This is a genomic window from Streptomyces sp. JW3 (genome assembly GCF_052216785.1).
Lineage (GTDB): Bacteria > Actinomycetota > Actinomycetes > Streptomycetales > Streptomycetaceae > Streptomyces.
On record NZ_JBQOUX010000012.1, the window covers coordinates 34,876 to 58,012 of the forward strand.

A 23,137-nucleotide genomic window follows, 5' to 3' on the forward strand; every position below is an offset into this window, starting at 1 on the left:
CTTCCTTACGTCACTTGGCGGCAGCGGCCGGAGCGTCCTCGCCGAGCAGCTTGCCGTCCGAGGTCTCGAACTGCTTCTTGAACTCCGCGATGGCGTCGCCGATGGCCTGGATGGTGTCGTCGGACATCTTGCCGCCCTCCTTGATGGAGGTCATGAGGCCCTGCTCCTTGCGGTGCAGGTACTCGAGCAGCTCCTTCTCGAAGCGGCGGATGTCGGCGACCGGGACGTCGTCCATCTTGCCGGTGGTACCGGCCCACACGGAGACGACCTGGTCCTCGGTCGGCATCGGCTGGTACTGAGCCTGCTTGAGCAGCTCGACCAGCCGCTGACCGCGCTCCAGCTGGGACTTGGACGCGGCGTCCAGGTCGGAACCGAAGGCGGCGAACGCCTCCAGCTCGCGGTACTGGGCGAGGTCCAGGCGCAGTCGGCCGGAGACCTGCTTCATCGCCTTGTGCTGCGCGGAACCACCGACTCGGGAGACGGAGATACCGACGTTCAGCGCGGGGCGCTGACCGGCGTTGAACAGGTCCGACTCCAGGAAGCACTGGCCGTCGGTGATGGAGATGACGTTGGTCGGGATGAACGCCGAGACGTCGTTGGCCTTGGTCTCGACGATCGGCAGACCGGTCATCGAGCCGGCACCCATGTCGTCGGAGAGCTTGGCGCAGCGCTCAAGGAGACGGGAGTGCAGGTAGAAGACGTCACCCGGGTAGGCCTCGCGGCCCGGCGGGCGGCGCAGCAGCAGGGAGACGGCGCGGTAGGCGTCGGCCTGCTTCGACAGGTCGTCGAAGATGATCAGGACGTGCTTGCCCTCGTACATCCACTGCTGGCCGATGGCCGAGCCGGTGTACGGCGCCAGGTACTTGAAGCCGGCCGGGTCGGAGGCCGGGGCGGCGACGATGGTGGTGTACTCCAGCGCGCCGGCCTCTTCGAGGGCACCACGCACGGAGGCGATGGTGGACCCCTTCTGGCCGATGGCGACGTACACGCAGCGGACCTGCTTGTTCGGGTCGCCCGAGCGCCAGTTGTCGCGCTGGTTGATGATCGTGTCGACGGCCAGCGCGGTCTTGCCGGTCTGGCGGTCGCCGATGATCAGCTGACGCTGGCCGCGGCCGACCGGGGTCATGGCGTCGACGGCCTTGTAGCCGGTCTCCATCGGCTCGTGCACCGACTTGCGCTGCATGACCGTGGGGGCCTGCAGCTCGAGGGCGCGGCGACCGCTGGTCTCGATCTCGCCGAGGCCGTCGATCGGGTTGCCGAGGGGGTCGACCACGCGGCCGAGGTAGCCCTCGCCGACCGCGACGGAGAGGACCTCTCCGGTGCGGGTGACCGGCTGGCCCTCCTCGATGCCGCTGAACTCACCGAGGACGATGGCACCGATCTCGCGCTCTTCGAGGTTGAGCGCGAGGCCGAGGGTGCCGTCCTCGAACTTCAGCAGTTCGTTGGCCATGGCCGAGGGAAGACCCTCGACCCTCGCGATGCCGTCGCCGGCAAGGGTGACCGTACCGACCTCCTCGCGCGAGGCCGCGTCCGGCTGGTACGACTGGACGAAGGTCTCCAGTGCGTCCCGGATCTCCTCCGGCCGGATCGTGAGCTCCGCCATCTGGGTTCCCTGCTCTCCTTGTTGGGCCCGAAGTTTCACTTTGGGGGGATGTCTCAACACTCCGGACTCCCCCCTGAACGAGGTGAATCCTCTGCACGGCCCAACCGGGCCGTAGGTACACGTACGTACTGCTCGTACTGCTATGAAGTTGCGGTCAGCCCGCCAGTCGGCGGCCGGCCTCGGCGAGGCGGTCGGCGATGGAGCCGTTGATGACCTCGTCACCGACCCGCACCTGGAGCCCGCCGAGGACCTCGGGGTCCACGTCGAGGTTGAGGTGCATCGGGCGGCCGTAGAGCTTCGCGAGGGCGGCGCCGAGGCGCTGCTTGTGCGAGTCGCTCAGCGGGACCGCCGAGGTGACGACGGCGACCATGCGGTTGCGACGGTCGGCGGCGAGCTTGGACAGGGACTCGAGGCCCGTCTCCAGGCTACGTCCTCGCGCCGCGGTCACAAGGCGCGTGACCAGCCGCTCGGTGACCGGATTGGCCCTGCCCCCGAGCAGGCTGTGCAGCAGCTCGCTCTTGGCGGGGACGGTGGCCTTGCGGTCGGTCAGCGCGGCCCGCAGCCCGGTGTTGGAGCCGACGATCCGGCCGAAGCGGAACAGCTCGTCCTCGACGTCGTCGAGGCTGCCGTTCTTCTCGGCGGCGGTCAGGTCGGCGGTGTCGGCCAGCTCCTCCAGGGCGTCCACCAGGTCGCGGGACTGCGACCAGCGGGAGCGCACCAGGCCGGCCACCAGGTCGGCGGCGGTGCCGCTGACCTGGCTGCCGAGCAGACGCTGGACCAGTTGGGCCTTGGCCTCGCCGGTCTGCGCCGGGTCGGTGAGGACCCGGCGCAGGCCCACCTCGCGGTGGAGCAGCGCGGTGACGGAGGCCAGCTCGTCGGCGAGCGAGCCGGCGTCCACGGACGTGGCGTCCGTCAGCGCGTCGAGACGCTCGCGTGCGGCGGCCAGGGCCTCGCGGCTCGCTCCGTTCATCGCGCCGCCTCGGCCTTCTCCTCGAGGTCACCGAGGAAGCGGTCGATGACGCGGCTCTGGCGGGCGTGGTCCTCCAGGGACTCGCCGACCAGCTTGCCGGCCAGCTCCGTGGCGAGCTTGCCGACGTCCTGCCGCAGCGCGGACGCGGCGGCCTTGCGGTCGGCCTCGATCTGGGCGTGACCGGCGGCGATGATTTCCTCACGCTGCCGCTGGCCTTCCGCGCGCATCTCGGCGATGAGCGTGGCGCCCTGCTCCTGCGCCTCCTGGCGCAGTCGCGCGGCCTCGTGCCGGGCCTCGGCGAGCTGTGCCTTGTACTGCTCGAGGACGCTCTGGGCCTCGGTCTGCGCGGCCTCGGCCTTCTCGATACCGCCCTCGATGGCCTCGCGACGCTCGTCCAGAACCTTGTTGATGTTCGGGAGGAGCTTCCAGGCGAGGAAGCCGAAGACGATGACGAAGGCGATCAGGCCGATGACAAGCTCGGGGATCGGCGGGACGAGGGGATTCTCCATCTCCTCGGCCGCCACCGTGAGCAGCTGGCTCATGTAAGTGCCTTTCGTCTAGTCGGCTGGAAGTTGATCCGTGATCACTTGCCGTAGACGAACGGCATGACCAGACCGATCAGGGCGAGCGCCTCACAGAAGGCGAAGCCGAGGATCTGGTTGGCGCGGATCAGGCCGGCCGCCTCGGGCTGACGGGCCAGGGCCTGGGTGCCGTTACCGAAGATGATGCCGACGCCGACGCCGGGGCCGATGGCAGCGAGGCCGTAACCGATGGAGCCGAGCGAGCCGGAAACAGCGGCAAGGGTCTGGGACATGCCAGTTCTTCCTTTTCTTTACGGACCGATGGGGGTTGGCCACCGGACGATCAGGGGTGGGGGTACAGGGCGGTCAGTGGTGCTCGGCGAGCGCGCCCTGGATGTACGTGCACGTGAGGAGCACGAAGACGTACGCCTGAAGTGCCTGGATGAAAAGTTCGAAGGCCGTCATGACGATCGTCATGATGAAGCTGACGCCCGCGTAGGCGATGCCGACGCCGTTCAGCAGGTACCAGCTGGCGATCGTGAAGAGCAGCAGCAGGGTGTGGCCCGCGAACATGTTCGCGAAGAGTCGCACGGCGTGCGTGAAGGGCCGCACCAGCAGGTTCGAGAAGAACTCGATGAGCATGGCCAGCGGCAGCACCGCACCCAGGGACTTGTCGTACCCCGTGACGTTCTTGAAGAAGCCGACGAAGCCGTGCCGCTTGAACGTCAGCGAGACCCACAGGACATACACGACGAGCGCGAGAACCGCCGGGTAGGCGATGATCGACGTCACCGGGAACTGTGCCACCGGGACGATCGACCAGAGATTCATCATCCAGATGAAGAAGAAGAGGGAGACGATCAGCGGAACGTACTTCTCTCCTTCCTTCTTGCCGATGGTTTCGTAGACGACACCGCGGCGGATGAAGTCGTAACCGGTCTCGGCCACCATCTGGAGCTTGCCCGGGACAACCTTCGGCTTGCGGAAGGCGGCCCAGAAGAACCCGACGATGATGATCGAGCCGAGCAGCGCCAGCAGCATCGGCTTGTTGAAGTACAAGTTGCTGTCGTGGTCGCCCCACAGGGGCTCGAACAGGAACGAGTGCAGGCCGGGAGCCGGGAAGCCACAGCCGTCGAAGATGTGGCAGTCGGTCTCGAAGGCGAGCACCTGCGTCGGGTCAGCACTCACCGCGGGCTCCTTCAGCGTGGCGCATAGGTACGGCAACCTCGTTGTGTCGGCGCGGCGCGGAGCCGCGGTTCGGCACGGGACTGGTGTTACGGATGTGGGGGCGGCTGTGGGGCATCTCGCCTCGCGAATGAGCAGGCGTCAGCTCGGATGCCCGCGCCCGCGATGCCGCAGTTGGCACCGGACGATAGCAGGAGTTCACATGCCTCTTTATCCCGGCCCTACCCCTCACGACGGGCGGCCCGTCTTCTCGGGCTTGTCGGCCGTCGAGTCGGGCTCGACATAGAGGATCTTGGCCTTCATGTGGGCGCGCGTCTGGGCGGCGATCCACACGAGGGTGGCGACGAGCAAGGTGATCGCGAACGACCGCGGGTTGAACAGCGTGGTGTTCTTGAACGCGGCCAGGAAGATGAACAGCAGCAGGATCTGCGCTCCGTAGAGCATCAGGCCCATCGACTGGAAAAGGTGCGGAAGCGTTTTGGCGGTGCGCTGCAACACGTACAGCCCGAGCCCCATGAACAGCAGCACCAGCAGCGTCGCGACGACAGCGCCGACCGCACCCTTGCCGCCGGCCACCACGGCACTGACGACGGTGGCTACAACACCGACGGCAGCCGTGGGCACGGCGGCATGGAGGAGGATCCGGGCGTCATTGGACGGCATGGCGGCAACTCCGCTTTTCGCAGGGGGCAGGGTGTCGTCATGGACGAGCGTAGTCCCGGGCTGAGTGGGGTCCTCACAGCCAAGGGACCGGCGCAGTGCGGCCCTTCGGCTCTATCCGGGGGTTCTCGTGAACCGTATCACAAACTATTTGATGAGGTCTTTACCTGAGGGTGTGCTCGCTGTCACACATGAGAGTGACAGTGCGCGTTTGTGCAAGCACAGCGCCGACTTGTCTGGTAATGGGGAACTTTGCTCCCCCACGAGTTGGCAATGCTCTAGTCAGATTCTTACCTTGGCAGCCGGGAGCGGGGACCCACCGCCGTCGCGCCGTTGACGCCGGACACTCCGGAGACCCCGGCCAGCACCCGGTCCTCTTCCTCTTGCTCGTCGTCCGCCGGTTCCGCCCCGGCGGCCGGGGCACCGACCGCCCGCCGCCGGTAGCGCGGCGGCACCACGCGCTGCGCCCACAGCGGGGCGCGCGGCGTGAACCGCGGCAGCAGGAGGAGCAGCAGCCCGATCGCGCTGAGGAAGACCACCCCGAGCACGATCCACATGGACGCCGAGTTGACCGAGTAGGCCAGGGCGCCGAAGGCGATGAGCGCGGACCAGAAGTACATGATGAGGACGGCCCGGCTGTGCGAGTGCCCGACCTCCAGGAGCCGGTGGTGCAGGTGTCCCCGGTCGGCGGCGAAGGGCGACTGGCCGCGCCAGGTGCGCCGCACGATCGCGAGGATCAGGTCGGCGGCCGGGATGGCGATGATGGTGAGCGGCATCAGCAGCGGGATGTAGACCGGCACCATCTGGTGCACGGTGTTGCGCTCGGAGCCGGAGAACAGCTTCAGCGCGTCCGGGTCGACCTGCCCGGTCACCGAGATCGCGCCGGCCGCGAGGACCAGCCCGATCAGCATGGAGCCGGAGTCGCCCATGAAGATCCGCGCGGGGTGCATGTTGTGCGGCAGGAAGCCGATGCACATGCCCATCAGGATCGCCGCGAACAGGGTGGCCGGGGCGGCCGCCTCGATGCCGTACGAGTACCAGATCCGGTAGGCGTACATGAAGAACGCCGCCGCCGCGATGCACACCATGCCGGCCGCGAGCCCGTCCAGGCCGTCCACGAAGTTGACCGCGTTGATGGTGATGACCACGAGGGCGACGGTGAGCAGGGTGCCCTGCCACTGGGTGAGCGCCACGTTGCCGACGCCCGGGATGGGCAGCCACAGGATGGTCAGACCCTGCACCACCATCACGCCCGCGGCGATCATCTGGGCGCCCAGCTTGATCAGGGCGTCGATCTCGAACTTGTCGTCCAGGACGCCGATCAGCCAGATCACCGCCGCTCCGGAGAGCAGGGCGCGCGGCTCGTTGGAGGTCTCGAAGACCTCGTTGAGGTTGGTGAGGTGGTCGGCGACCAGCATGCCCGCGCACAGGCCGAAGAACATGGCGATACCGCCGAGCCGCGGAGTGGGTTCCCGGTGCACGTCCCGGGCCCGGATCTCCGGCATCGCCCCCGCCACGATCGCGAACTTCCGCACCGGCCCGGTCAGCAGATACGTCACCGCGGCCGTGATGCAGAGCGTCAGGAGGTATTCACGCACGGGCTTCCCCACAGGTCTCGCTGGCCATTCCAGGCCCACACCCTAGCGATGCGCGCATACGGGTGGGGACTTCCGGGTAGCGACGATGGTTGCACGTGTGGCTGTGCACTCGTGAGCGGCTACCCCGCTTCGTTACGGATACGGCGGGAATCCGGCGGCCAGCTCACTCGCCTCCGCGCGCACCCGGGCCGCCCGCGCCCCGCCGGTGAGCGCCCTGGCCAGCAGCCCGGCGACGGTCCGCATCTCGCCCTCGCGCATGCCCTGCGTGGTCAGCGCGGCGGTGCCGAGCCGCAGGCCGCGGGCGTCGGCGTGCGGAAGGGCACAGCAGTCCAGGACCATGCCGGCCGCCGCCAGCCGGGCGCGGGCGGTGCGGCCGTCGACGCCGAGCGGGGCCGGGTCGGCGGTGATCAGGTGGGTGTCCGTGCCGCCGGTGACGACCACCAGGCCCTCGGCGGCGAGATGCTCGGCGAGCACCCGGGCGTTGGCGACGACCTGACGGGCGTACCCGGCGAAGGCCTCGGTGGCGGCCTCGCCGAAGGCGACCGCCTTGGCGGCGATGGTGTGCATCTGCGCACCGCCCTGGGTGAACGGGAAGACGGCCCGGTCGACCCGCTCGGCCAGTTCGCTCCCGCACAGCAGCATGCCGCCGCGCGGACCGCGCAGCACCTTGTGGGTGGTGGCGCAGACGATGTCGGCGTACGGCACCGGGTTGGGTGCCACGCCCCCGGCGACCAGCCCGATGGGGTGCGCGGCGTCCGCGATCAGATAGGCGCCCACCTCGTCGGCGATCTCGCGGAAGGCGGCGTAGTCGAGGTGGCGGGGGTAGGAGATCGAGCCGCACACGATGGCCTTGGGCCGGTGGCCGCGGGCCAGGGTGCGGACCTGGTCGTGGTCGACGAGGCCGGTCTCCGCGTCCACCCCGTAGCCGACGAAGTCGAACCAGCGGCCGGAGAAGTTGGCCGGTGAGCCGTGGGTGAGGTGGCCGCCGTGCGGCAGGCCGAGGGCCAGCACGGTGTCGCCGGGGCGCAGCAGCGCCGCGTAGGCGGCCAGTACCGCCGAGGAGCCGGAGTGCGCCTGCACATTGGCGTGCGCGGCACCGAACAGCGCCTTGGCGCGGTCCACGGCGAGCCGTTCGGCGAGGTCGACCAGCTCGCAGCCGCCGTGGTGCCGGGCGCCCGGGTAGCCCTCGGCGTACTTGTTGGCGAGCGGGGAGCCGAGGGCGGCCAGCACGGCGGGCGAGGTGAAGTTCTCGGCGGCGGTCAGCTGGAGCGTGGTGGCCTGCCGGCGGCGTTCGGCGAGCAGGATCTCGGCCAGCTCGGGGTCCTGCCGGGCGATCACGTCGGTTTCACTGCGGACGGTGGGGGTGACCGACATGGCGTGCTCCGGACGTGCTGCGAGGTGCTGGCTCAGTCCACAGTAGGCCCGGTAGGTCCGGTGTGCCCGGTGTGCGCGGTCGTCGGGTCCGGGCGTCAGGTCCGGGCGGGTACTCCGGTGAGCGCCGTGACCACCGGATCGAGTGCCTGGTGTATCTCGTCGCCGATCGACCGGAAGAACGTCAGGGGCGCCCCGTAGGGGTCGTAGACCTCGTCCGCCTCGGCGGTGGGGGCCAGCAGCCAGCCGCGCAGCGCCGCCGCGGCCCGCACCAGCGCGCGGGCGCGGGTGACCAGGCCCTCGTCCAGGGAGGGCAGGGTGGCCGGGTCGATGGCGTTGACCAGCCGGGTGAACTCCTTCAGGGTGAAGGTGCGCAGCCCCGCGGAGTGGCCCATGGAGATGACCTGGGCGCGGTGGTCGCGGGTCGCGGTGAGCACCAGGTCGGCGCGGATGACGTGCTCGTCGAGCAGCTCGCGGCCGGTGAACCCGGCCGCGTCCGCGCCGAAGTCGGCCAGCACGGCCTCCGCGTTGGCCTCCATCGGGGCGCCCTCGTGGCCCCAGGTGCCCGCGCTCTCCACGACGAGCCCGCCGCCCAGGATGCCGAGCCGCTCCCGCACGAGATGGCGGGTCAGCCGCTCGGTGATGGGTGAGCGGCACACGTTGCCGGTGCTGACGTGGAGGATGCGGAAGGTGTCGCGCGGCAGTCCGACGAAGGTCGTCGTCTGCTCATTCATACCGCCTATGCCACGCCCCTCAGGGGCCGTCAATTCGCCACCTCGAGGTCGGGTACGACCTTCCGCAGATCCTCCGCCGACAGCGCGCCGGCCCGCAGCAGCACCGGAACCTCACGGGTGACGTCGACGATGGAGGACGGCACGATGCCCGGGGTGGGGCCGCCGTCCAGGTAGACGGAGACGGCGTCGCCGAGCATCTGCTGGGCGGCGTCGCAGTCCTCGGGGGCGGGGTGGCCGGTGAGGTTGGCGGAGGAGACGGCCATCGGGCCGAACTCGGTGAGCAGCTCGATGGCGACCGGGTGCAGCGGCATCCGCACGGCGACGGTGCCCCGGGTGTCGCCCAGGTCCCACTGGAGGGACGGCTGGTGCTTGGCTACCAGGGTGAGGGCGCCCGGCCAGAAGGCGTCGACCAGTTCCCAGGCCAGCTCGGAGAAGTCGGTGACCAGGCCGTGCAGGGTGTTCGGGGAGCCGATCAGGACCGGGCTGGGCATGTTGCGGCCGCGGCCCTTGGCCTCCAGCAGGTCGCCGACGGCCTCGGCGGAGAACGCGTCGGCGCCGATGCCGTACACGGTGTCCGTCGGCAGCACCACCAGCTCGCCACGGCGGACCGCGGACGCGGCCTCACGCAGACCCGTCACGCGGTCGGTCGCGTCATTGGTGTCGTATCGCCGTGCCATGTCTAGCGGTCCTCCTCGGACACGTACTGCGGGATCGGGATCGTCAGGGGGTTCACGGCAGCGCCTTGCGGGCGGTCGCGAACCGGGGTCGGTTGTTGAGGTCGGGGTGGTCGGCCGCGTCGGCCCAGCCCCGCTCCTCGGTGAAGATCCAGGGCACCTGGCCGCCCTGGGTGTCGGCGTGCTCGACGACGACCACGCCGCCGGGCCGCAGCAGCCGGTGCGCGGTGCGTTCCAGGCCGCGGATCAGGTCGAGGCCGTCCTCGCCGGAGAACAGCGCCAGCTGCGGATCGTGGTCGCGGGCCTCGGGGGCGACGTACTCCCACTCGGTGAGCGGGATGTACGGCGGGTTGGAGACCACCAGGTCGACCTGGCCGTCGAGGTCCGGGAAGGCGGTCAGGGCGTCGCCCTGGCGCAGGTCGACCCGGGACCCCTCCATGTTCTTGCGGGTCCACACCAGGGCGTCCTCGCTCAGCTCCACGGCGTGCACGCGGGAGCGCGGCACCTCCTGGGCGAGGGCGAGCGCGATGGCGCCGGAGCCGGTGCACAGGTCGACGATGCAGGGCTCGACGACGTCCATGGCGCGGACCGCGTCTATGGCCCAGCCGACCACGGACTCGGTTTCCGGGCGGGGCACGAAGACGCCCGGCCCCACCTGGAGCTCCAGGTAGCGGAAGTAGGCCCGGCCGGTGATGTGCTGGAGCGGTTCGCGGGCCTCGCGGCGGGCGATCACCTCCCAGTACCGGGCGTCGAAGTCCGCGTCCTTGACGGTGTGCAGCTCGCTCCGCTTGACGCCGTGCAGATACGCGGCGAGCTCCTCCGCGTCGGTGCGCGGCGAGGGCACGCCGGCGTCGGCCAGCCGCATGGTGGCCTGGGCCACCTCAGCGAGCAGCAGGTTCACGCTGGTCCTCCGGGCTGTGTACGTGGGTTACGCGGCGGCGAGCTTGGCGGCCGAGTCCGCGTCGACGCAGGCCTGGATCACCGCGTCCAGGTCGCCGTCCAGGACCTGGTCCAGGTTGTACGACTTGAAGCCGACGCGGTGGTCCGAGATGCGGTTCTCCGGGAAGTTGTACGTGCGGATCTTCTCGGAGCGGTCGACGGTGCGGACCTGGCTGCGGCGGGCGTCGGCGGCCTCCTTCTCCGCCTCCTCCTGGGCCGCGGCGAGCAGCCTGGAACGCAGGATACGCATCGCCTGCTCCTTGTTCTGGAGCTGGCTCTTCTCGTTCTGGCAGGAGGCGACGACGCCGGTGGGCAGGTGCGTGATGCGCACCGCGGAGTCGGTGGTGTTGACGGACTGACCGCCGGGCCCGGACGACCGGTACACGTCGATGCGCAGGTCGTTCGGGTTGATCTCGACGTCGATCTCCTCGGCCTCCGGCGTGACCAGCACACCGGCGGCGGAGGTGTGGATGCGCCCCTGGGACTCGGTGGCCGGCACCCGCTGCACGCGGTGCACGCCGCCCTCGTACTTCAGCCGCGCCCAGACGCCCTGCCCCGGCTCGGTGGCGCCCTGGCCGCCCTTGGTCTTCACGGCGACCTGGACGTCCTTGTAGCCGCCCAGCTCGGACTCGGTGGAGTCGATGATCTCGGTCTTCCAGCCGACCCGCTCGGCGTACCGCAGGTACATGCGCAGCAGGTCGCCGGCGAACAGGGCCGACTCGTCGCCGCCCGCGCCCGCCTTGATCTCGAGGATCACGTCCTTGTCGTCGCTGGGGTCGCGCGGCACGAGCAGCAGCCGCAGCTTCTCGGTCAGCTCCTCGCGGCTCTTCTCCAGCTCCTTGACCTCGGCGACGAAGTCGGGGTCGGCGGCGGCGAACTCGCGCGCGGTCTCGACGTCGTCGCCGGTCTGCTTCCAGGAGCGGAACGTGGCGACGATCGGGGTCAGCTCGGCGTACCGCTTGTTCAGCTTGCGCGCGTTGGCCTGGTCGGAGTGGACCGACGGGTCGGCGAGCTTCTTCTCCAGGTCGGCGTGCTCGGCGACGAGTTCCTCGACGGCCTCGAACATCTTGGGCTCCTGCTACTGCGACGGCTGCTGCGGAAAGGGGGCGGGCGAAGGCGGGCGACCAAAAACGCCGGTCCCGGCGCGCCCTGGGAGGGGGCGCGGCCGTGGACCGGCGATCGGTGGCTCGCTACTTCTTGGAGCCGGCGGCAGCCTTGCCGAAGCGGGCCTCGAAGCGGGCCACGCGGCCACCGGTGTCGAGGATCTTCTGCTTGCCCGTGTAGAACGGGTGGCACTCGGAGCAGACCTCGGCCCGGATGGTGCCGGACTCGATGGTGCTGCGGGTGGTGAACGACGCGCCGCAGGTGCAGCTGACCTGCGTCTCGACGTACTCGGGGTGGATGTCGCGCTTCAAGGTGTCTCCTAGGTTCGGGAGGGCGCCGGGTCGCTGCCGCGGGGTGCGGGGGCGTGAACCGGAGCCGACGTACCAGTCTGCCAGGACTGGGGCCATCCCCCAAAACCGGGGGCGGGGCTCTGATATTCCCTGCGGGACGGTGGGGGCTGGTGGCGCCCGCGCGGCGGAGCCGCACATCGATACAGCCCCGCGCCCCTCAAGGGGCGCTCACCACGCCCTTGGCTCCGCCTGCTGCCGTGCCTTCGGTTGCCGTCCTGGGGATGGTCTTGTCGGCTTTCAAGGCGTCCCAGACCTGCTGGGCCTTCGTCTCCTCCACCAGGACGCGGTTGGCGTTGGCGGGGTCGTACTGGACCGGCATCGTGACCATGTTCATGTGGGCGGGGGTGATGCCCTTGAGGCCGCTCGCGAAGGAGACCAGCTTGTTCACCGAGCCGAGGTCGGAGTCGGTGGTCACCGTCTTGGTCGCGGTGTCGGCGAGGTCGACGAGCTTCTTCGGGTTGGTGAGGACGCCGATGTCCTTGACCCGGTTGACCAGCGCCTTGATGAACGCCTGCTGGAGCTGGATGCGGCCGAGGTCGGAGCCGTCGCCGACGCCGTGCCGGGTGCGGACCAGGCCGAGCGCCTGCTCGCCGTCGAGGGTGTGGGTGCCGGCCTTCAGGTCGAGGTGGCTGTCGGGGTCGGAGATGTCCTGGGTGGTGGTGATCTCGACGCCGCCCAGGTCGTCGATGAGCTGCTGGAAGCCGCTGAAGTCGACCTCCAGGTAGTGGTCCATGCGCAGGCCGCTCATCGACTCGACGGTCTTGACCGCGCAGGCGGCGCCGCCGGTGGAGTACGCGGAGTTGAACATCACGTCGGCGGCCGCGTCGTGGGTCTGCCCGTCGGTGTCGGTGCACTCGGGGCGTTCGACGAGGGTGTCGCGCGGGATGGAGACCACGCCGGCCTTCTTGTGGCCCTCGTAGACGTGCACGACCATCGCGGTGTCGGAGCGGGCGGTGCCGTCGTCGGTGCCGCCGCCGAGCTTGTCGTTGCCGCCGGCCCGGGTGTCGGAGCCGAGCACCAGGATGTTCTCGGAGCCGTTGTCGGCCTTGGCCGGCCGGTCGGTGCCGAGCGCCTGGTCGATGTCGACGCTCTTCAGGTTGCCGTTCAGCTTGAAGTAGAGGTAGCCCGCGCCGGTGCCGCCCAGGACCACGATGCCGGCCGTCGTCCACGCGGCGACCAGCAGGCCCTTACGGCGTCTGCTGCGGGGCCTGCGACGGCGGCCCTTGCCCCGGTGGCGTGGCCCGCTGGTGCCGGGCTCCCCCGGTATGCCGGGTTCCGGTGTGTGCTCGGCGGACATGTGCTCCTCGGCTCTCGTACGGCGGCTGTACCCCCTGCTGTCGGTACCGGACATTCCTCACGGCACCATCGTCGCTCCGATCGGTCAGACGGAGAAACCCGGGACAGGGTTGCACGAGGTGCCGCCCGCGATCCGTGCCCGTCCCATGACCGTACGTGTCCGGTCTTGTCCGGACACCCCCCGCTCACCTGCGCTTTCGCCCGGCCCGCCGGGCCTTCGCGCCGTACGGACGAAAAACGCTCCGTGTGGGGAAGGTCTCCCGCGCCGCGCCCGGACATGCGTGAAGGCCGCTCCCCGTATCCCGGGTGTCCCGGGGGGGGGAGCGGCCTGCACGGCTGGACCGTCGGACGACGTCAGTCGCCGTTGCCCGGCGTCGGGGTCGTCTTCTGGATCTGGAGCAGGAACTCGGCGTTCGACTTGGTCTGCTTCATCTTGTCGAGGAGCAGCTCGATCGCCTGCTGGGAGTCGAGCGCGTGCAGCACCCGGCGCAGCTTCCAGGTGATGGCCAGCTCGTCGCTGCCGAGCAGGATCTCCTCCTTGCGGGTACCGGACGCGTCGACGTCCACCGCGGGGAAGATGCGCTTGTCGGCGAGCTTGCGGTCGAGCTTGAGCTCGGCGTTGCCGGTGCCCTTGAACTCCTCGAAGATGACCTCGTCCATGCGGGACCCGGTGTCGACCAGCGCGGTGGCGAGGATGGTCAGCGAGCCGCCGTCCTCGATGTTGCGCGCGGCGCCGAAGAACCGCTTGGGCGGGTACAGCGCCGTCGAGTCGACACCACCGGAGAGGATGCGGCCCGACGCCGGTGCGGCGAGGTTGTACGCGCGGCCCAGGCGGGTGATCGAGTCGAGCAGCACGACCACGTCGTGACCCAGCTCCACCAGGCGCTTGGCGCGCTCGATGGCCAGCTCGGCGACGGTGGTGTGGTCCTCGGCCGGACGGTCGAAGGTCGAGGAGATGACCTCGCCCTTCACCGACCGCTGCATGTCGGTGACCTCTTCGGGACGCTCGTCGACCAGGACGACCATCAGGTGGCACTCGGGGTTGTTGTGCGTGATCGCGTTGGCGATCGCCTGCATGATCATGGTCTTGCCGGTCTTCGGCGGGGCCACGATCAGACCGCGCTGGCCCTTGCCGATGGGCGCGACGAGGTCGATGATGCGGGTCGTCAGCACCCCCGGGTCGGTCTCCAGGCGGAGCCGGTCCTGCGGGTACAGCGGCGTCAGCTTGTTGAACTCCGGGCGTCCCCGGCCGTGTTCGGGCGCCATGCCGTTGACCGAGTCGAGCCGGACCAGCGCGTTGAACTTCTCGCGCCGCTCGCCCTCCTTCGGCTGGCGGACCGCGCCGGTGATGTGGTCGCCCTTGCGCAGGCCGTTCTTGCGGACCTGGGCGAGGGAGACGTACACGTCGTTCGGTCCGGGCAGGTAGCCCGAGGTGCGGATGAACGCGTAGTTGTCGAGGATGTCGAGGATGCCCGCGACCGGGATCAGCACGTCGTCGTCGGTGATCTGCGGCTCGGCGGCCATGCCCTCGTCGCGTCCGCGCCGGCCCCGGCGGTCGCGGTAACGTCCGCGCCGGCCGCGCCGGCCACCGTCGAAGTCGTCGTCGTCCTGCGGGCCGTTGTTACGGTCCTGGCGGCCGCCGCCCTGCTGCTGGCGCTGCTGCTGGCCACCGCCCTGGTTCTGCTGGTCGTCGCCCTTGTTACGGCGGTCCCGGTCGCGGTCGCGGCCGCGGTCCCGGCGGTCGCGGCGGCGGCCCTCGCCGCCGTCGGCGTCGGACCGGCCGTCGCCCTGGTGCTGCTGGCCGCCCTGGTGCTGGTTCTGGTTCTGCTGGGACCGGTCGGCCGTGTCGGCCTTCTGGTCACCGCGGGCCTCGGTGCGGGCCTCGGCGGCGACCGTCTCGGTCTGGGCCGCCGGGCTGCCGGCGTCGGCGGTGGCGCGGCGCCGACCGCGGCCGGCCGGGACCTCGTCGGCGGCGGGCTGCCCGGGGATCTCGATCTGCTGCTGGGCGGAGGCGGCCTTCTCGGCGGAGTCGGTGGCCTTGGCCGCCTTCTTCTCGGCCTTCTCGGTCTTGTCGACCTTGCCGGCCGCGGGGGCCTCGTCGCCGGTACGGGTCCGGGAGGTGGAGCGGCGCTTGGGCTTGGCCTCGGCGGCGCCGTCGGCGGCCTTGGCGGGGGCTCCTCCCCCGGCCTGCGCTTCCTTGATGACCTCGATCAGCTGGCTCTTGCGCATCCGCGCGGTGCCCCTGATGCCCAGGCCGGAGGCGACCTGCTGCAACTCGGCCAGCACCATGCCCTCGAGGCCGGTACCGCGGCGCCGCCGGGAGCCGGCACCGCTGGCAGGCGCGGAGGCGTCCGTGGCGGGCGCGGCAGCGGTCTCCTCGACACGTGCGCCCATCAGATCGGTGGTGTCGCTCACGAAGGGTCCTTCCCTGGAGCGGACGTCGGCCTGTCTGGCTCGGCGACCGGTTGTGCTGTCCGGCTTCGGTCCTTGCTGTGCGAACCGTGCCGGGGCGGTGGTCCGCCTAAGCGGCGGAAGAGATATCTGGTGATGGCGCTTCCCCTGGCCGTGGCACCCGGTGTCTGTGTCACGCGGCCTGGTCGCACCGGTTCCGGAGCGATTCCGGACCGCTCAGTGTCGATGGACGCCGTACTGCCCGCGTACGGCACTCACCACACAAGGCGGTTTGGGGGGCTCCCGGAAGAATGTCTGTCCCGGACGGGGACACGAGGCACCTCGCCATGGTGGGGTCGGGTGCAGACTTGAGGTTAACACTACCGGATCCAACAAATATTCCCCCTCTCGAAATCCGGCAACCGTGCGCGGCTAAATGTCACTGGTGGTTGCCAGCGGGAGCACGCTCGCCCCCTTCAGATCGAGGCTCAGCCGGTTCGCGGCCCAGTCCTCGCCCGCCAGCGCCTCGACCTTGTCGGCGGCGGCGGCGTCGACCAGCGCCATGACCGTGGGTCCGGCGCCGGAGATCACCGCGGGGATGCCGTCGCCCCGCAGCCGCTCCACCAGCGCCGCGCTCTCCGGCATGGCCGGCGCGCGGTACTCCTGGTGCAGCCGGTCCTCGGTGGCCGGCAGCAGCAGCTCGGGGCGCCGGGTCAGGGCCTCGACGAGCAGCGCGGCGCGGCCCGCGTTGGCGGCGGCGTCGACGTGCGGCACGGAGCGCGGGAGCAGTCCGCGCGCCGTCTGTGTCAGTACCGGCTTACCCGGTACGAAAACCACCGGAACGATGGAATCGGCCGGCTCCATCCTGATCGCGCGGGCGGCGCCGCTTTCCAGCCAGGACAGGGTGAAACCGCCGAGCAGACAGGCCGCGACGTTGTCGGGGTGGCCCTCGATCTCGGTGGCGAGGTCGAGCAGCGCCGCGTCGTCGAGGCGGGCCTCGCCGCCTATGGTCACCGCGCGGGCGGCGACGATGCCGGCGCAGATGGCGGCGGAGGAGGAGCCGAGGCCGCGGCCGTGCGGGATGCGGTTGGCGCACACGATCTCCAGGCCGCGCGGCTGTCCGCCGAGCAGTTCGAAGGCGGTGCGCAGGGAGCGTACGAGCAGGTGCTTCTCGTCGCGCGGCAGCGTCTCGCTGCCCTCGCCCGCGATGTCGATGCCCAGTCCGGAGTCGGCCACCCGGACGACGACGTCGTCGTAGAGCCCCAGGGCCAGGCCGAGGGCGTCGAAGCCCGGGCCGAGGTTGGCGCTGGTGGCGGGGACGCGCACCCGGACGGCGGCGGCGCGGAAGGCGGGACCGGCCATCGCTCGTTGACTCTCCTTGAGCTGCGTGATGGTCGAACGACTGTCGAGGTCAGCGAGGTCAGTGAAATGTTTCGATGACTTTCGATGACTTCGAGGCCGAATGACTTTCGATGAACATCCGATGACGTACGAGAACCCTGGGGCCGCCGCTCCCTGCCGAACGGGTGACCGCGGCCCCGGCCGCTTCAGGCCGCGTGGTCGGCCGCGGAGACGACGCGGCACCGCGGCATATGCGACGGGCGGGTTCAGTACAGCCTATCGAAGGTAGGTTCCGTGGCGACATAGGGCGCACAGGAGGCGCACGATGCGTGTCGTAAGCCCCCCGTGCAACCCCCCGCTGTACGGCTCCCGTAAGGACGGGTCGGGTCAGACCAGGCCGAGGCGCTCGGCGGCCGTCGCGGCGTCGACCGGGACGGTGACCGGCTGCGGCGCGCCGGCCACGGCCCAGTCGGGGTCCTTGAGCCCGTTGCCGGTGACGGTGCAGACGATGCGCTGCCCCGGGTCGACCTTGCCCTGCTCGGCGGCCTTCAGCAGACCGGCCACCGACGCGGCGGAGGCGGGCTCGACGAAGACGCCCTCCTGGGAGGCCAACAGCCGGTAGGCGCGCAGGATCTCACGGTCCGTCACCTCGTCGATGGCGCCGCCCGACTCGTCCCGCGCGGCGATCGCGTAGTCCCAGGAGGCGGGGTTGCCGATCCGGATGGCGGTGGCGATGGTCGAGGGGTCCTTGACCACCTCGCCGCGCACGATCGGCGCGCTGCCGGACGCCTGGAACCCCCACATACGGGGAGTCCGCGCGCTGATCCCGTCGGCGGCGTACTCCTTGTACCCCTTCCAGTACGCGGTGATGTTGCCCGCGTTGCCGACCGGCAGGACGTGGATGTCGGGCGCGTCGCCGAGCATGTCGACGATCTCGAAGGCGGCCGTCTTCTGCCCCTCGATCCGCACCGGGTTGACCGAGTTGACCAGCGCGACGGGGTAGTTGTCGCTGAGCGCGCGGGCCAGCGTCAGGCAGTCGTCGAAGTTGCCGTCGACCTGGAGGATCTTGGCACCGTGGACGAGCGCCTGCCCCATCTTCCCGAGTGCGATCTTGCCCTGCGGCACGAGCACGGCGGACACCATGCCGGCCCGTACCCCGTACGCGGCGGCGGAGGCCGACGTATTGCCGGTGGAAGCACAGATGACGGCCTGCGCGCCCTCCTCCTTGGCCTTGCTGATGGCCATGGTCATGCCCCGGTCCTTGAAGGACCCGGTCGGATTGGCCCCTTCGACCTTGAGGTGGACCTCGCAGCCCGTGCGCTCGGAGAGCACCTGCGCGGGCACGAGCGGCGTGCCGCCCTCGCGGAGCGTCACGACCGGCGTGCTGTCGGAGACGGGGAGCCGGTCCCGGTACTCCTCGATGATTCCGCGCCACTGGTGGGTCATTGCTGGTTACTCTCCTTCAACCCGCATGATGCTGGCGACACCCCGCACGGTGTCGAGCTTGCGCAACGCCTCGACGGTGCCGCCGAGGGCGGCGTCGGACGCGCGGTGGGTGACGACGACGAGGGAGGCCTCGCCGTCCTTCCCGGACTGCCGGACGGTGTCGATCGACACCCCGTGCTCGGCGAACACCGTGGCCACCTGGGCGAGCACGCCCGGTTTGTCGGCGACGTCGAGACTGATGTGGTACCGCGTGACGACCTCGCCCATCGGCGACACCGGCAGCGCGGCGTACGCGGACTCACCGGGCCCGCGCCCGCCGCCGAGCCGGTTGCGGCAGACGGCGACCAGGTCGCCGAGCACGGCGGACGCGGTCGGCGCACCGCCGGCCCCGGGCCCGTAGAACATGAGCTGCCCGGCCGCGTCGGACTCCACGAACACCGCGTTGTACGCCCCGCGCACGCCCGCCAGCGGATGGCTGAGCGGAATCATCGCGGGATGCACCCGGGCCGTGACCGACCCCCCGTCCACCGCCCGCTCACAGATGGCGAGCAGCTTGATGGTGCAGCCCATCTCCGTGGCGGAAGCGAAGTCGGCGGCGGTGACCTCGGTCATGCCCTCGCGGTGCACGTCGTCGAGGCGGACCCGGCTGTGGAAGGCGATCCCGGCGAGGATGGCGGCCTTGGCCGCGGCGTCGAACCCCTCGACGTCGGCCGTCGGATCGGCCTCGGCGTACCCGAGCGCGGTCGCCTCGTCGAGGGCCTCCTGGTACCCGGCCCCGGTCGAGTCCATCTTGTCGAGGATGAAGTTGGTCGTCCCGTTCACGATCCCGAGCACCCGGTTGACCTTGTCGCCGGCGAGCGACTCGCGCAGCGGCCGGAGCAGCGGGATGGCACCGGCGACGGCGGCCTCGTAGTAGAGGTCCTTCTCGTTCGCGGCCGCGGCGGCGTGCAGCGCGGCCCCGTCCTGGGCGATCAGCGCCTTGTTGGCGGAGACCACGGAGGCGCCGTGCTCGAAGGCGGTGGTGATGAGTGTCCGGGCGGGCTCGATCCCGCCGATGACCTCCACCACCACATCGATGTCGCCGCGCTTGACGAGGGCGGTCGCGTCGGTGGTGACGAGGGCGGGGTCGATGCCGGCCCGCACCCGGTCGGGCCGCCGTACCGCGACACCCGCCAGCTCCAGGGGCGCGCCGATCCGGGCGGCGAGGTCGTCGGCGTGCGTCGTCATGATGCGGGCCACCTCAGAGCCGACGACTCCACAGCCCAGCAGCGCCACCTTCAGCGGACGCGTACGCATCATCCGACCTCGTTTCCTCATACCGTATGCGGTGGAACCAGTCTCACTCACCGGACGGGAGTTTCTGCCCTTCGTCCGGATCGTGAGACATTTATTTCATTTGCGGAGGCCGGTGGACGTGAAGATCTCCGGCCCGCTTTCGTTTTGCCGGGCTGCTCATCCGACGTCGAGCCGCAGCAGGTCCTCCTCGGTCTCCCGCCGCACGATGACCCGCGACTCGCCGTCCCGGACGGCGACGACCGGCGGCCGCAGCGCGTGGTTGTAGTTGCTGGCCATGGACCGGCAGTACGCCCCGGTCGCCGGTACGGCGATCAGGTCACCGGGTACCAGGTCGCCCGGCAGGAACGCGTCCTTGACCACGATGTCCCCGCTCTCGCAGTGCTTGCCGACGACCCGGGCGAGCATCGGCTCGGCGGCGGAGGCGCGGGAGACGAGAGCGACGCTGTACTCGGCGTCGTAGAGCGCGGTGCGGATGTTGTCGGACATGCCGCCGTCGACGGAGACGTAGGTCCGGAGGTTCTCCAGCGGCTTGACGGTGCCGACCTCGTAGAGCGTGAAGGCGGTGGGCCCGACGATGGCCCGTCCGGGCTCGACGGAGATCCGCGGCACCCGCAGCCCCGCGCCCTCGCACTCGCGGGTCACGATCTCGGTCAGCGCCTTGGCGATCTCGTGCGGCTCGCGGGGGTCGTCGTCACTGGTGTACGCGATCCCGAGCCCGCCGCCGAGGTCGATCTCGGGCAGCTCGACCCCGTGCTCGTCGCGGATGTCCTTGAGCAGCCCGACCACCCGGTGCGCGGCGACCTCGAACCCGGACATGTCGAAGATCTGCGACCCGATGTGCGAGTGGATGCCGATGACCTCGAGCCCGTCGAGCTGCAACGCCCGCCGCACGGCCTCCGCCGCCTGCCCGCCGGCCAGCGGAATCCCGAACTTCTGGTCCTCGTGCGCGGTGGCGATGAACTCGTGGGTGTGCGCCTCGACCCCGACGGTGATCCGGATCTGCACCCGCTGCCGCTTGCCGAGTTCCTGCGCGATGTGGGCGACGCGGACGATCTCCTGGAAGGAGTCGAGGACGATCCGGCCGACGTCGGCGCGGATGGCCCTTTCGATCTCCGCCTTGGACTTGTTGTTGCCGTGGAAGGCGATGCGGTCGGCGGGCATGCCGGCGGAGAGCGCGGTGGCGAGTTCCCCGCCGCTGCACACGTCGAGGTTCAGCCCTTCCTCGTGCAGCCAGCGCACCACGGCCCGGGACAGGAACGCCTTGCCGGCGTAGAACACGTCGGCGTCACTGCCGAAGGCACCGCGCCAGGCCCGCGCCCGGGCCCGGAAGTCGGCCTCGTCGAGGATGTAGGCGGGGGTGCCGTGCTGCTCGGCGAGCGTCTTCACGTCGACGCCGCCGACGGTGACGACGCCGTCCGCGTTCCGGCCCACCGTGTGGGCCCAGACCTTGGCGTCGAGGTCGTTGAGGTCGGTCGGCGGAGCGGAGTAGTGCCCCTCGGGGAGGACGTCCGCGTGACGGGGTCCGGCGGGGTGTGCGGAACGGCTCATGATTCTGGTGGCTCTCTCGGTCTCTGGGGTCTCTCGGTGGTCAGAGGTGGTCGGGTGCGTCGATGCCGAGCAGGGAGAGGCCGCCGGCCAGCACCACCCCGGCGGCTTCGGCGAGCGCGAGCCGGGCACGGTGGGCGGCCGAGGGTTTCTCGTCCCCGAGCGGGAGTACGGCGGGGAGCGGCGGCAGCGTGGCATCGGCGACGGCGACCAGGTGCCGGGCGAGCCGGTCGGGGGCGTGCGCGCGGGCGGCGGCGGCCAGGACACGGGGGTGGTCGGCGAGGGCGCTCGTCAGCTCTTCGGTGCCGGCGGTGGGGCCGGGCTCGGGGACGAAGCCCAGGTCGGCGGCGTTGCGGAGGAGGGCGCGGGTACGGGCGTGGGCGTACCGAACGCGGAAGAGGGGGTTGCTCTCGCGCTGCACGAGGTGCTCGTCGGCGCCGGTGCGGGGCCGGTCGTGGGGGGCGGGGTGCAGCAGGGCCCAGCGTCCGGCGTCGGGGCCGAGGGCGAGGACTGCGTCGGGGTCGCCGACCGGGACGGGACGGGTGGTGACGTCGAGGGCTCCGGGCGTGGCGTCGACGCGGGCCCCGTCCATCACCACCGCCCACTCCTCCGGCGGCGGAGCCGCGCAACTGGTGCGTACGGGCACGCCCTGGGCCCGCAGCAGCCGGGCGACGCTGTCCATGACGACGAGGGCGCGGAGTTCGCGGGGGCAGTGCAGGTGGACGACGGCCGCTGGGCGGACGGGAGCGTCGGGAGCATCGACGTGCCCGTACCTGGTCCGCCGCCGCAGAACTTCCGCGACGAGCACACCGGGGGCCGCGTCACCGAGGGAGAGGTTGAGAAACCCGGGCCCGGTGACGACGACATCGGAGATCCCGTCCACCCCGACGAGATAGGACCGCAGTGTGTCGGCGACCTCCCGGGGCGGCCGCTTGGCCGGCCGGGCGAGCTGGAGGGCGAGGTTGCTGGCGTAGTCGCCGCATCCCCCGGGCCCCGGCGGCGCGACCACGACCCGCTCCGGAACGGTCACGGTGAGCTTTCCGTCGTCGACAGCGCGACGCACCGCGTGCAGCAGGGTGCGGGAGAGCTCGACGGGGGTCACGGGACCAGCGTATGGGAGGAGGGGGGCGGGTACGCGAACCGGTTTCGCCAGCATTCCGGGATGTGGACGCAACGCCGTCCGCTCCCCTCTCGGCGGCGGCTACCCGGCCTGCTCGGCGCGGCTCTCGACGTCCCGGTAACCGCCCGCCGCACTCCCCTCGCCCGCCCTGCGCTCGGCGAGCCTGCGCACGAGGCCGACGAGCTCGGCCGGCTCGAACGGCTTGGAGAGGAAGGCGTCGACGCCGACCCCGAGCCCGGCCTCGACCTCGTGCTGACTGCACGCGCTGATGATGGCGAGGGGAAGATCCCGGGTCCGAGGATCGGCACGCAGCCGCCCGGCGGTCCGAATCCCGTCAAGCCGGGGCATGACGACATCCAGCGTGATGACGTCGGGCCGCACCTGATGAACGACTTCCAGACACTCGGCACCATCGGCCGCGGTCACGACCTCGAAGCCCTCCAGCTCGAGGTTGACCCTGATCAACTGCCGGATGACCTTGTTGTCGTCCACAACAAGCACCCGGCGCGACGCCCCTGGCACACCTCGAGAGTAGGTCGACGTCGGCCATCGCGTCCGGGTTTTCCCTACTTCTGCCCTGTGCGGGGGACTCGGGGCTCGCCCCGGGCCGCCGGGCACCTACGGCGACCCGCGGAAACCCGTTCATGACCACCCCGAGCGAGCTGGTAGTGTTCTACCCGTCGCCGCGAGCGAGAAGCACCGCGACCGACACGCCCCCGTAGCTCAGGGGATAGAGCAACGGCCTCCGGAGCCGTGTGCGCAGGTTCGAATCCTGCCGGGGGCACCTTGCAATAGGTGCCCAAAGACCCCGCCATCAGCGGTAACGCTGAAGTCGGGGTCTTCGCGTGTGTGCGGGCGGATGCCGCCAGAAGCAGGCGTTTGCCAGTGATCACGTTGCAATAGCGTGATGATCTTGGAGTGTCAGTAGCAGGTCAGCGCCTCTGTCTGCGCGGCGCCCGCACCCTGCACCGAGAGGTCCTGAAGCCGCCCGGC

Annotated in this window: 21 protein-coding genes and 1 tRNA gene; 1 reads left to right on the plus strand and 21 read right to left on the minus strand. The window is 70.6% G+C overall.

Annotated features, from left to right (window positions below; genetic code table 11):
- Window positions 1–10 precede the first annotated feature (10 nt).
- The 21 genes from atpA to ACTT8P_RS07820 all read right to left on the minus strand — a co-directional run bounded on the left by atpA (window position 11) and on the right by ACTT8P_RS07820 (window position 22,762).
- Entirely contained in the window at window positions 11–1,603 is a 1,593-nt protein-coding gene (gene atpA, locus ACTT8P_RS07720; protein ID WP_442830784.1) for a F0F1 ATP synthase subunit alpha, read from the minus strand.
- Window positions 1,604–1,757: 154 nt separating this feature from the next.
- A complete protein-coding gene (locus ACTT8P_RS07725) occupies window positions 1,758–2,573 on the minus strand; it encodes a F0F1 ATP synthase subunit delta (RefSeq protein WP_442830785.1) in 816 nt (271 codons plus the stop codon).
- The gene (locus ACTT8P_RS07730) at window positions 2,570–3,115 is read right to left on the minus strand and encodes a F0F1 ATP synthase subunit B (protein ID WP_361161526.1); all 546 of its coding nucleotides are present in this window, start codon (window positions 3,113–3,115) and stop codon (window positions 2,570–2,572) included. Before ACTT8P_RS07730 ends, ACTT8P_RS07725 begins: the two co-directional genes overlap by 4 nt.
- Window positions 3,116–3,156: 41 nt before the next feature.
- On the minus strand, window positions 3,157–3,387 hold the full coding sequence (atpE, locus tag ACTT8P_RS07735) for an ATP synthase F0 subunit C (RefSeq protein ID WP_024884520.1): 231 nt from the start codon (window positions 3,385–3,387) through the stop codon (window positions 3,157–3,159).
- 73 nt (window positions 3,388–3,460) lie between these two features.
- Complete coding sequence (gene atpB, locus ACTT8P_RS07740; RefSeq protein ID WP_442830786.1) at window positions 3,461–4,282, minus strand: F0F1 ATP synthase subunit A; 822 nt, start codon at window positions 4,280–4,282, stop codon at window positions 3,461–3,463.
- Between the two features lie 225 nt (window positions 4,283–4,507).
- Window positions 4,508–4,942, minus strand: a complete 435-nt coding sequence (locus ACTT8P_RS07745; protein ID WP_442830787.1) for a hypothetical protein — start codon at window positions 4,940–4,942, stop codon at window positions 4,508–4,510.
- A 287-nt stretch (window positions 4,943–5,229) separates the two neighbouring features.
- Window positions 5,230–6,537 (minus strand): MraY family glycosyltransferase, encoded by a 1,308-nt coding sequence (locus tag ACTT8P_RS07750; RefSeq protein ID WP_442830788.1) that lies wholly within the window; start codon window positions 6,535–6,537, stop codon window positions 5,230–5,232.
- A 132-nt stretch (window positions 6,538–6,669) separates the two neighbouring features.
- On the minus strand, window positions 6,670–7,911 hold the full coding sequence (gene glyA / locus ACTT8P_RS07755; RefSeq protein WP_442830789.1) for a serine hydroxymethyltransferase: 1,242 nt from the start codon (window positions 7,909–7,911) through the stop codon (window positions 6,670–6,672).
- A 95-nt stretch (window positions 7,912–8,006) separates the two neighbouring features.
- Window positions 8,007–8,675, minus strand: coding sequence for an arsenate reductase/protein-tyrosine-phosphatase family protein (locus ACTT8P_RS07760; RefSeq protein ID WP_361161516.1), 669 nt, complete (start codon window positions 8,673–8,675; stop codon window positions 8,007–8,009).
- Window positions 8,672–9,319, minus strand: coding sequence for an L-threonylcarbamoyladenylate synthase (locus ACTT8P_RS07765; RefSeq protein ID WP_442830790.1), 648 nt, complete (start codon window positions 9,317–9,319; stop codon window positions 8,672–8,674). The genes ACTT8P_RS07760 and ACTT8P_RS07765 overlap by 4 nt, the downstream gene beginning before the upstream one ends.
- 52 nt (window positions 9,320–9,371) lie before the next feature.
- The gene (gene prmC, locus ACTT8P_RS07770; protein ID WP_442830791.1) at window positions 9,372–10,217 is read right to left on the minus strand and encodes a peptide chain release factor N(5)-glutamine methyltransferase; all 846 of its coding nucleotides are present in this window, start codon (window positions 10,215–10,217) and stop codon (window positions 9,372–9,374) included.
- 27 nt (window positions 10,218–10,244) lie between these two features.
- A complete protein-coding gene (prfA, locus tag ACTT8P_RS07775) occupies window positions 10,245–11,321 on the minus strand; it encodes a peptide chain release factor 1 (protein WP_442830792.1) in 1,077 nt (358 codons plus the stop codon).
- Between the two features lie 124 nt (window positions 11,322–11,445).
- The gene (gene rpmE, locus ACTT8P_RS07780; protein ID WP_019326867.1) at window positions 11,446–11,670 is read right to left on the minus strand and encodes a 50S ribosomal protein L31; all 225 of its coding nucleotides are present in this window, start codon (window positions 11,668–11,670) and stop codon (window positions 11,446–11,448) included.
- Window positions 11,671–11,866: 196 nt separating this feature from the next.
- Window positions 11,867–13,006 carry an LCP family protein gene (locus ACTT8P_RS07785; protein WP_442830793.1) on the minus strand — a complete coding sequence of 380 codons (1,140 nt, stop codon included), beginning with the start codon at window positions 13,004–13,006 and terminating at the stop codon, window positions 11,867–11,869.
- 353 nt (window positions 13,007–13,359) lie between these two features.
- Window positions 13,360–15,420: a transcription termination factor Rho gene (gene rho, locus ACTT8P_RS07790; protein ID WP_442830794.1), complete on the minus strand. Its 2,061-nt coding sequence runs from the start codon at window positions 15,418–15,420 to the stop codon at window positions 13,360–13,362.
- Window positions 15,421–15,828: 408 nt separating this feature from the next.
- Window positions 15,829–16,758, minus strand: a complete 930-nt coding sequence (gene thrB, locus ACTT8P_RS07795) for a homoserine kinase (RefSeq protein ID WP_442830795.1) — start codon at window positions 16,756–16,758, stop codon at window positions 15,829–15,831.
- Window positions 16,759–17,124: 366 nt separating this feature from the next.
- On the minus strand, window positions 17,125–18,183 hold the full coding sequence (gene thrC / locus ACTT8P_RS07800) for a threonine synthase (RefSeq protein WP_361161504.1): 1,059 nt from the start codon (window positions 18,181–18,183) through the stop codon (window positions 17,125–17,127).
- A gap of 6 nt (window positions 18,184–18,189) precedes the next feature.
- Complete coding sequence (locus ACTT8P_RS07805; RefSeq protein WP_442830796.1) at window positions 18,190–19,482, minus strand: homoserine dehydrogenase; 1,293 nt, start codon at window positions 19,480–19,482, stop codon at window positions 18,190–18,192.
- Window positions 19,483–19,635: 153 nt separating this feature from the next.
- Window positions 19,636–21,027, minus strand: a complete 1,392-nt coding sequence (gene lysA / locus ACTT8P_RS07810) for a diaminopimelate decarboxylase (RefSeq protein WP_442830797.1) — start codon at window positions 21,025–21,027, stop codon at window positions 19,636–19,638.
- 40 nt (window positions 21,028–21,067) lie between these two features.
- Window positions 21,068–22,126 (minus strand): ArgS-related anticodon-binding protein NrtL, encoded by a 1,059-nt coding sequence (nrtL, locus tag ACTT8P_RS07815; RefSeq protein WP_442830798.1) that lies wholly within the window; start codon window positions 22,124–22,126, stop codon window positions 21,068–21,070.
- Window positions 22,127–22,225: 99 nt separating this feature from the next.
- Window positions 22,226–22,762 (minus strand): response regulator, encoded by a 537-nt coding sequence (locus ACTT8P_RS07820; protein ID WP_442830799.1) that lies wholly within the window; start codon window positions 22,760–22,762, stop codon window positions 22,226–22,228.
- 94 nt (window positions 22,763–22,856) lie between these two features.
- Between ACTT8P_RS07820 and ACTT8P_RS07825 the strand changes: the two genes are divergently transcribed.
- A tRNA-Arg gene (locus ACTT8P_RS07825) sits at window positions 22,857–22,928 on the plus strand.
- Window positions 22,929–23,137: the final 209 nt, after the last annotated feature.

Excerpts from the sequence above, each read along its gene's own strand:
- atpE (WP_024884520.1), bottom strand. The coding sequence starts at position 3,387 with ATGTCCCAGACCCTTGCCGCTGTTTCCGGCTCGCTCGGCTCCATCGGT.
- prfA (WP_442830792.1), bottom strand. The coding sequence starts at position 11,321 with ATGTTCGAGGCCGTCGAGGAACTCGTCGCCGAGCACGCCGACCTGGAG.
- ACTT8P_RS07765 (WP_442830790.1), bottom strand. The coding sequence starts at position 9,319 with ATGGCACGGCGATACGACACCAATGACGCGACCGACCGCGTGACGGGT.
- ACTT8P_RS07805 (WP_442830796.1), bottom strand. The coding sequence starts at position 19,482 with ATGATGCGTACGCGTCCGCTGAAGGTGGCGCTGCTGGGCTGTGGAGTC.
- ACTT8P_RS07745 (WP_442830787.1), bottom strand. The coding sequence starts at position 4,942 with ATGCCGTCCAATGACGCCCGGATCCTCCTCCATGCCGCCGTGCCCACG.
- ACTT8P_RS07730 (WP_361161526.1), bottom strand. The coding sequence starts at position 3,115 with ATGAGCCAGCTGCTCACGGTGGCGGCCGAGGAGATGGAGAATCCCCTC.
- thrB (WP_442830795.1), bottom strand. The coding sequence starts at position 16,758 with ATGGCCGGTCCCGCCTTCCGCGCCGCCGCCGTCCGGGTGCGCGTCCCC.
- atpA (WP_442830784.1), bottom strand. The coding sequence starts at position 1,603 with ATGGCGGAGCTCACGATCCGGCCGGAGGAGATCCGGGACGCACTGGAG.
- ACTT8P_RS07725 (WP_442830785.1), bottom strand. The coding sequence starts at position 2,573 with ATGAACGGAGCGAGCCGCGAGGCCCTGGCCGCCGCACGCGAGCGTCTC.
- lysA (WP_442830797.1), bottom strand. The coding sequence starts at position 21,027 with ATGAGCCGTTCCGCACACCCCGCCGGACCCCGTCACGCGGACGTCCTC.
- glyA (WP_442830789.1), bottom strand. The coding sequence starts at position 7,911 with ATGTCGGTCACCCCCACCGTCCGCAGTGAAACCGACGTGATCGCCCGG.
- thrC (WP_361161504.1), bottom strand. The coding sequence starts at position 18,183 with ATGACCCACCAGTGGCGCGGAATCATCGAGGAGTACCGGGACCGGCTC.
- ACTT8P_RS07785 (WP_442830793.1), bottom strand. The coding sequence starts at position 13,006 with ATGTCCGCCGAGCACACACCGGAACCCGGCATACCGGGGGAGCCCGGC.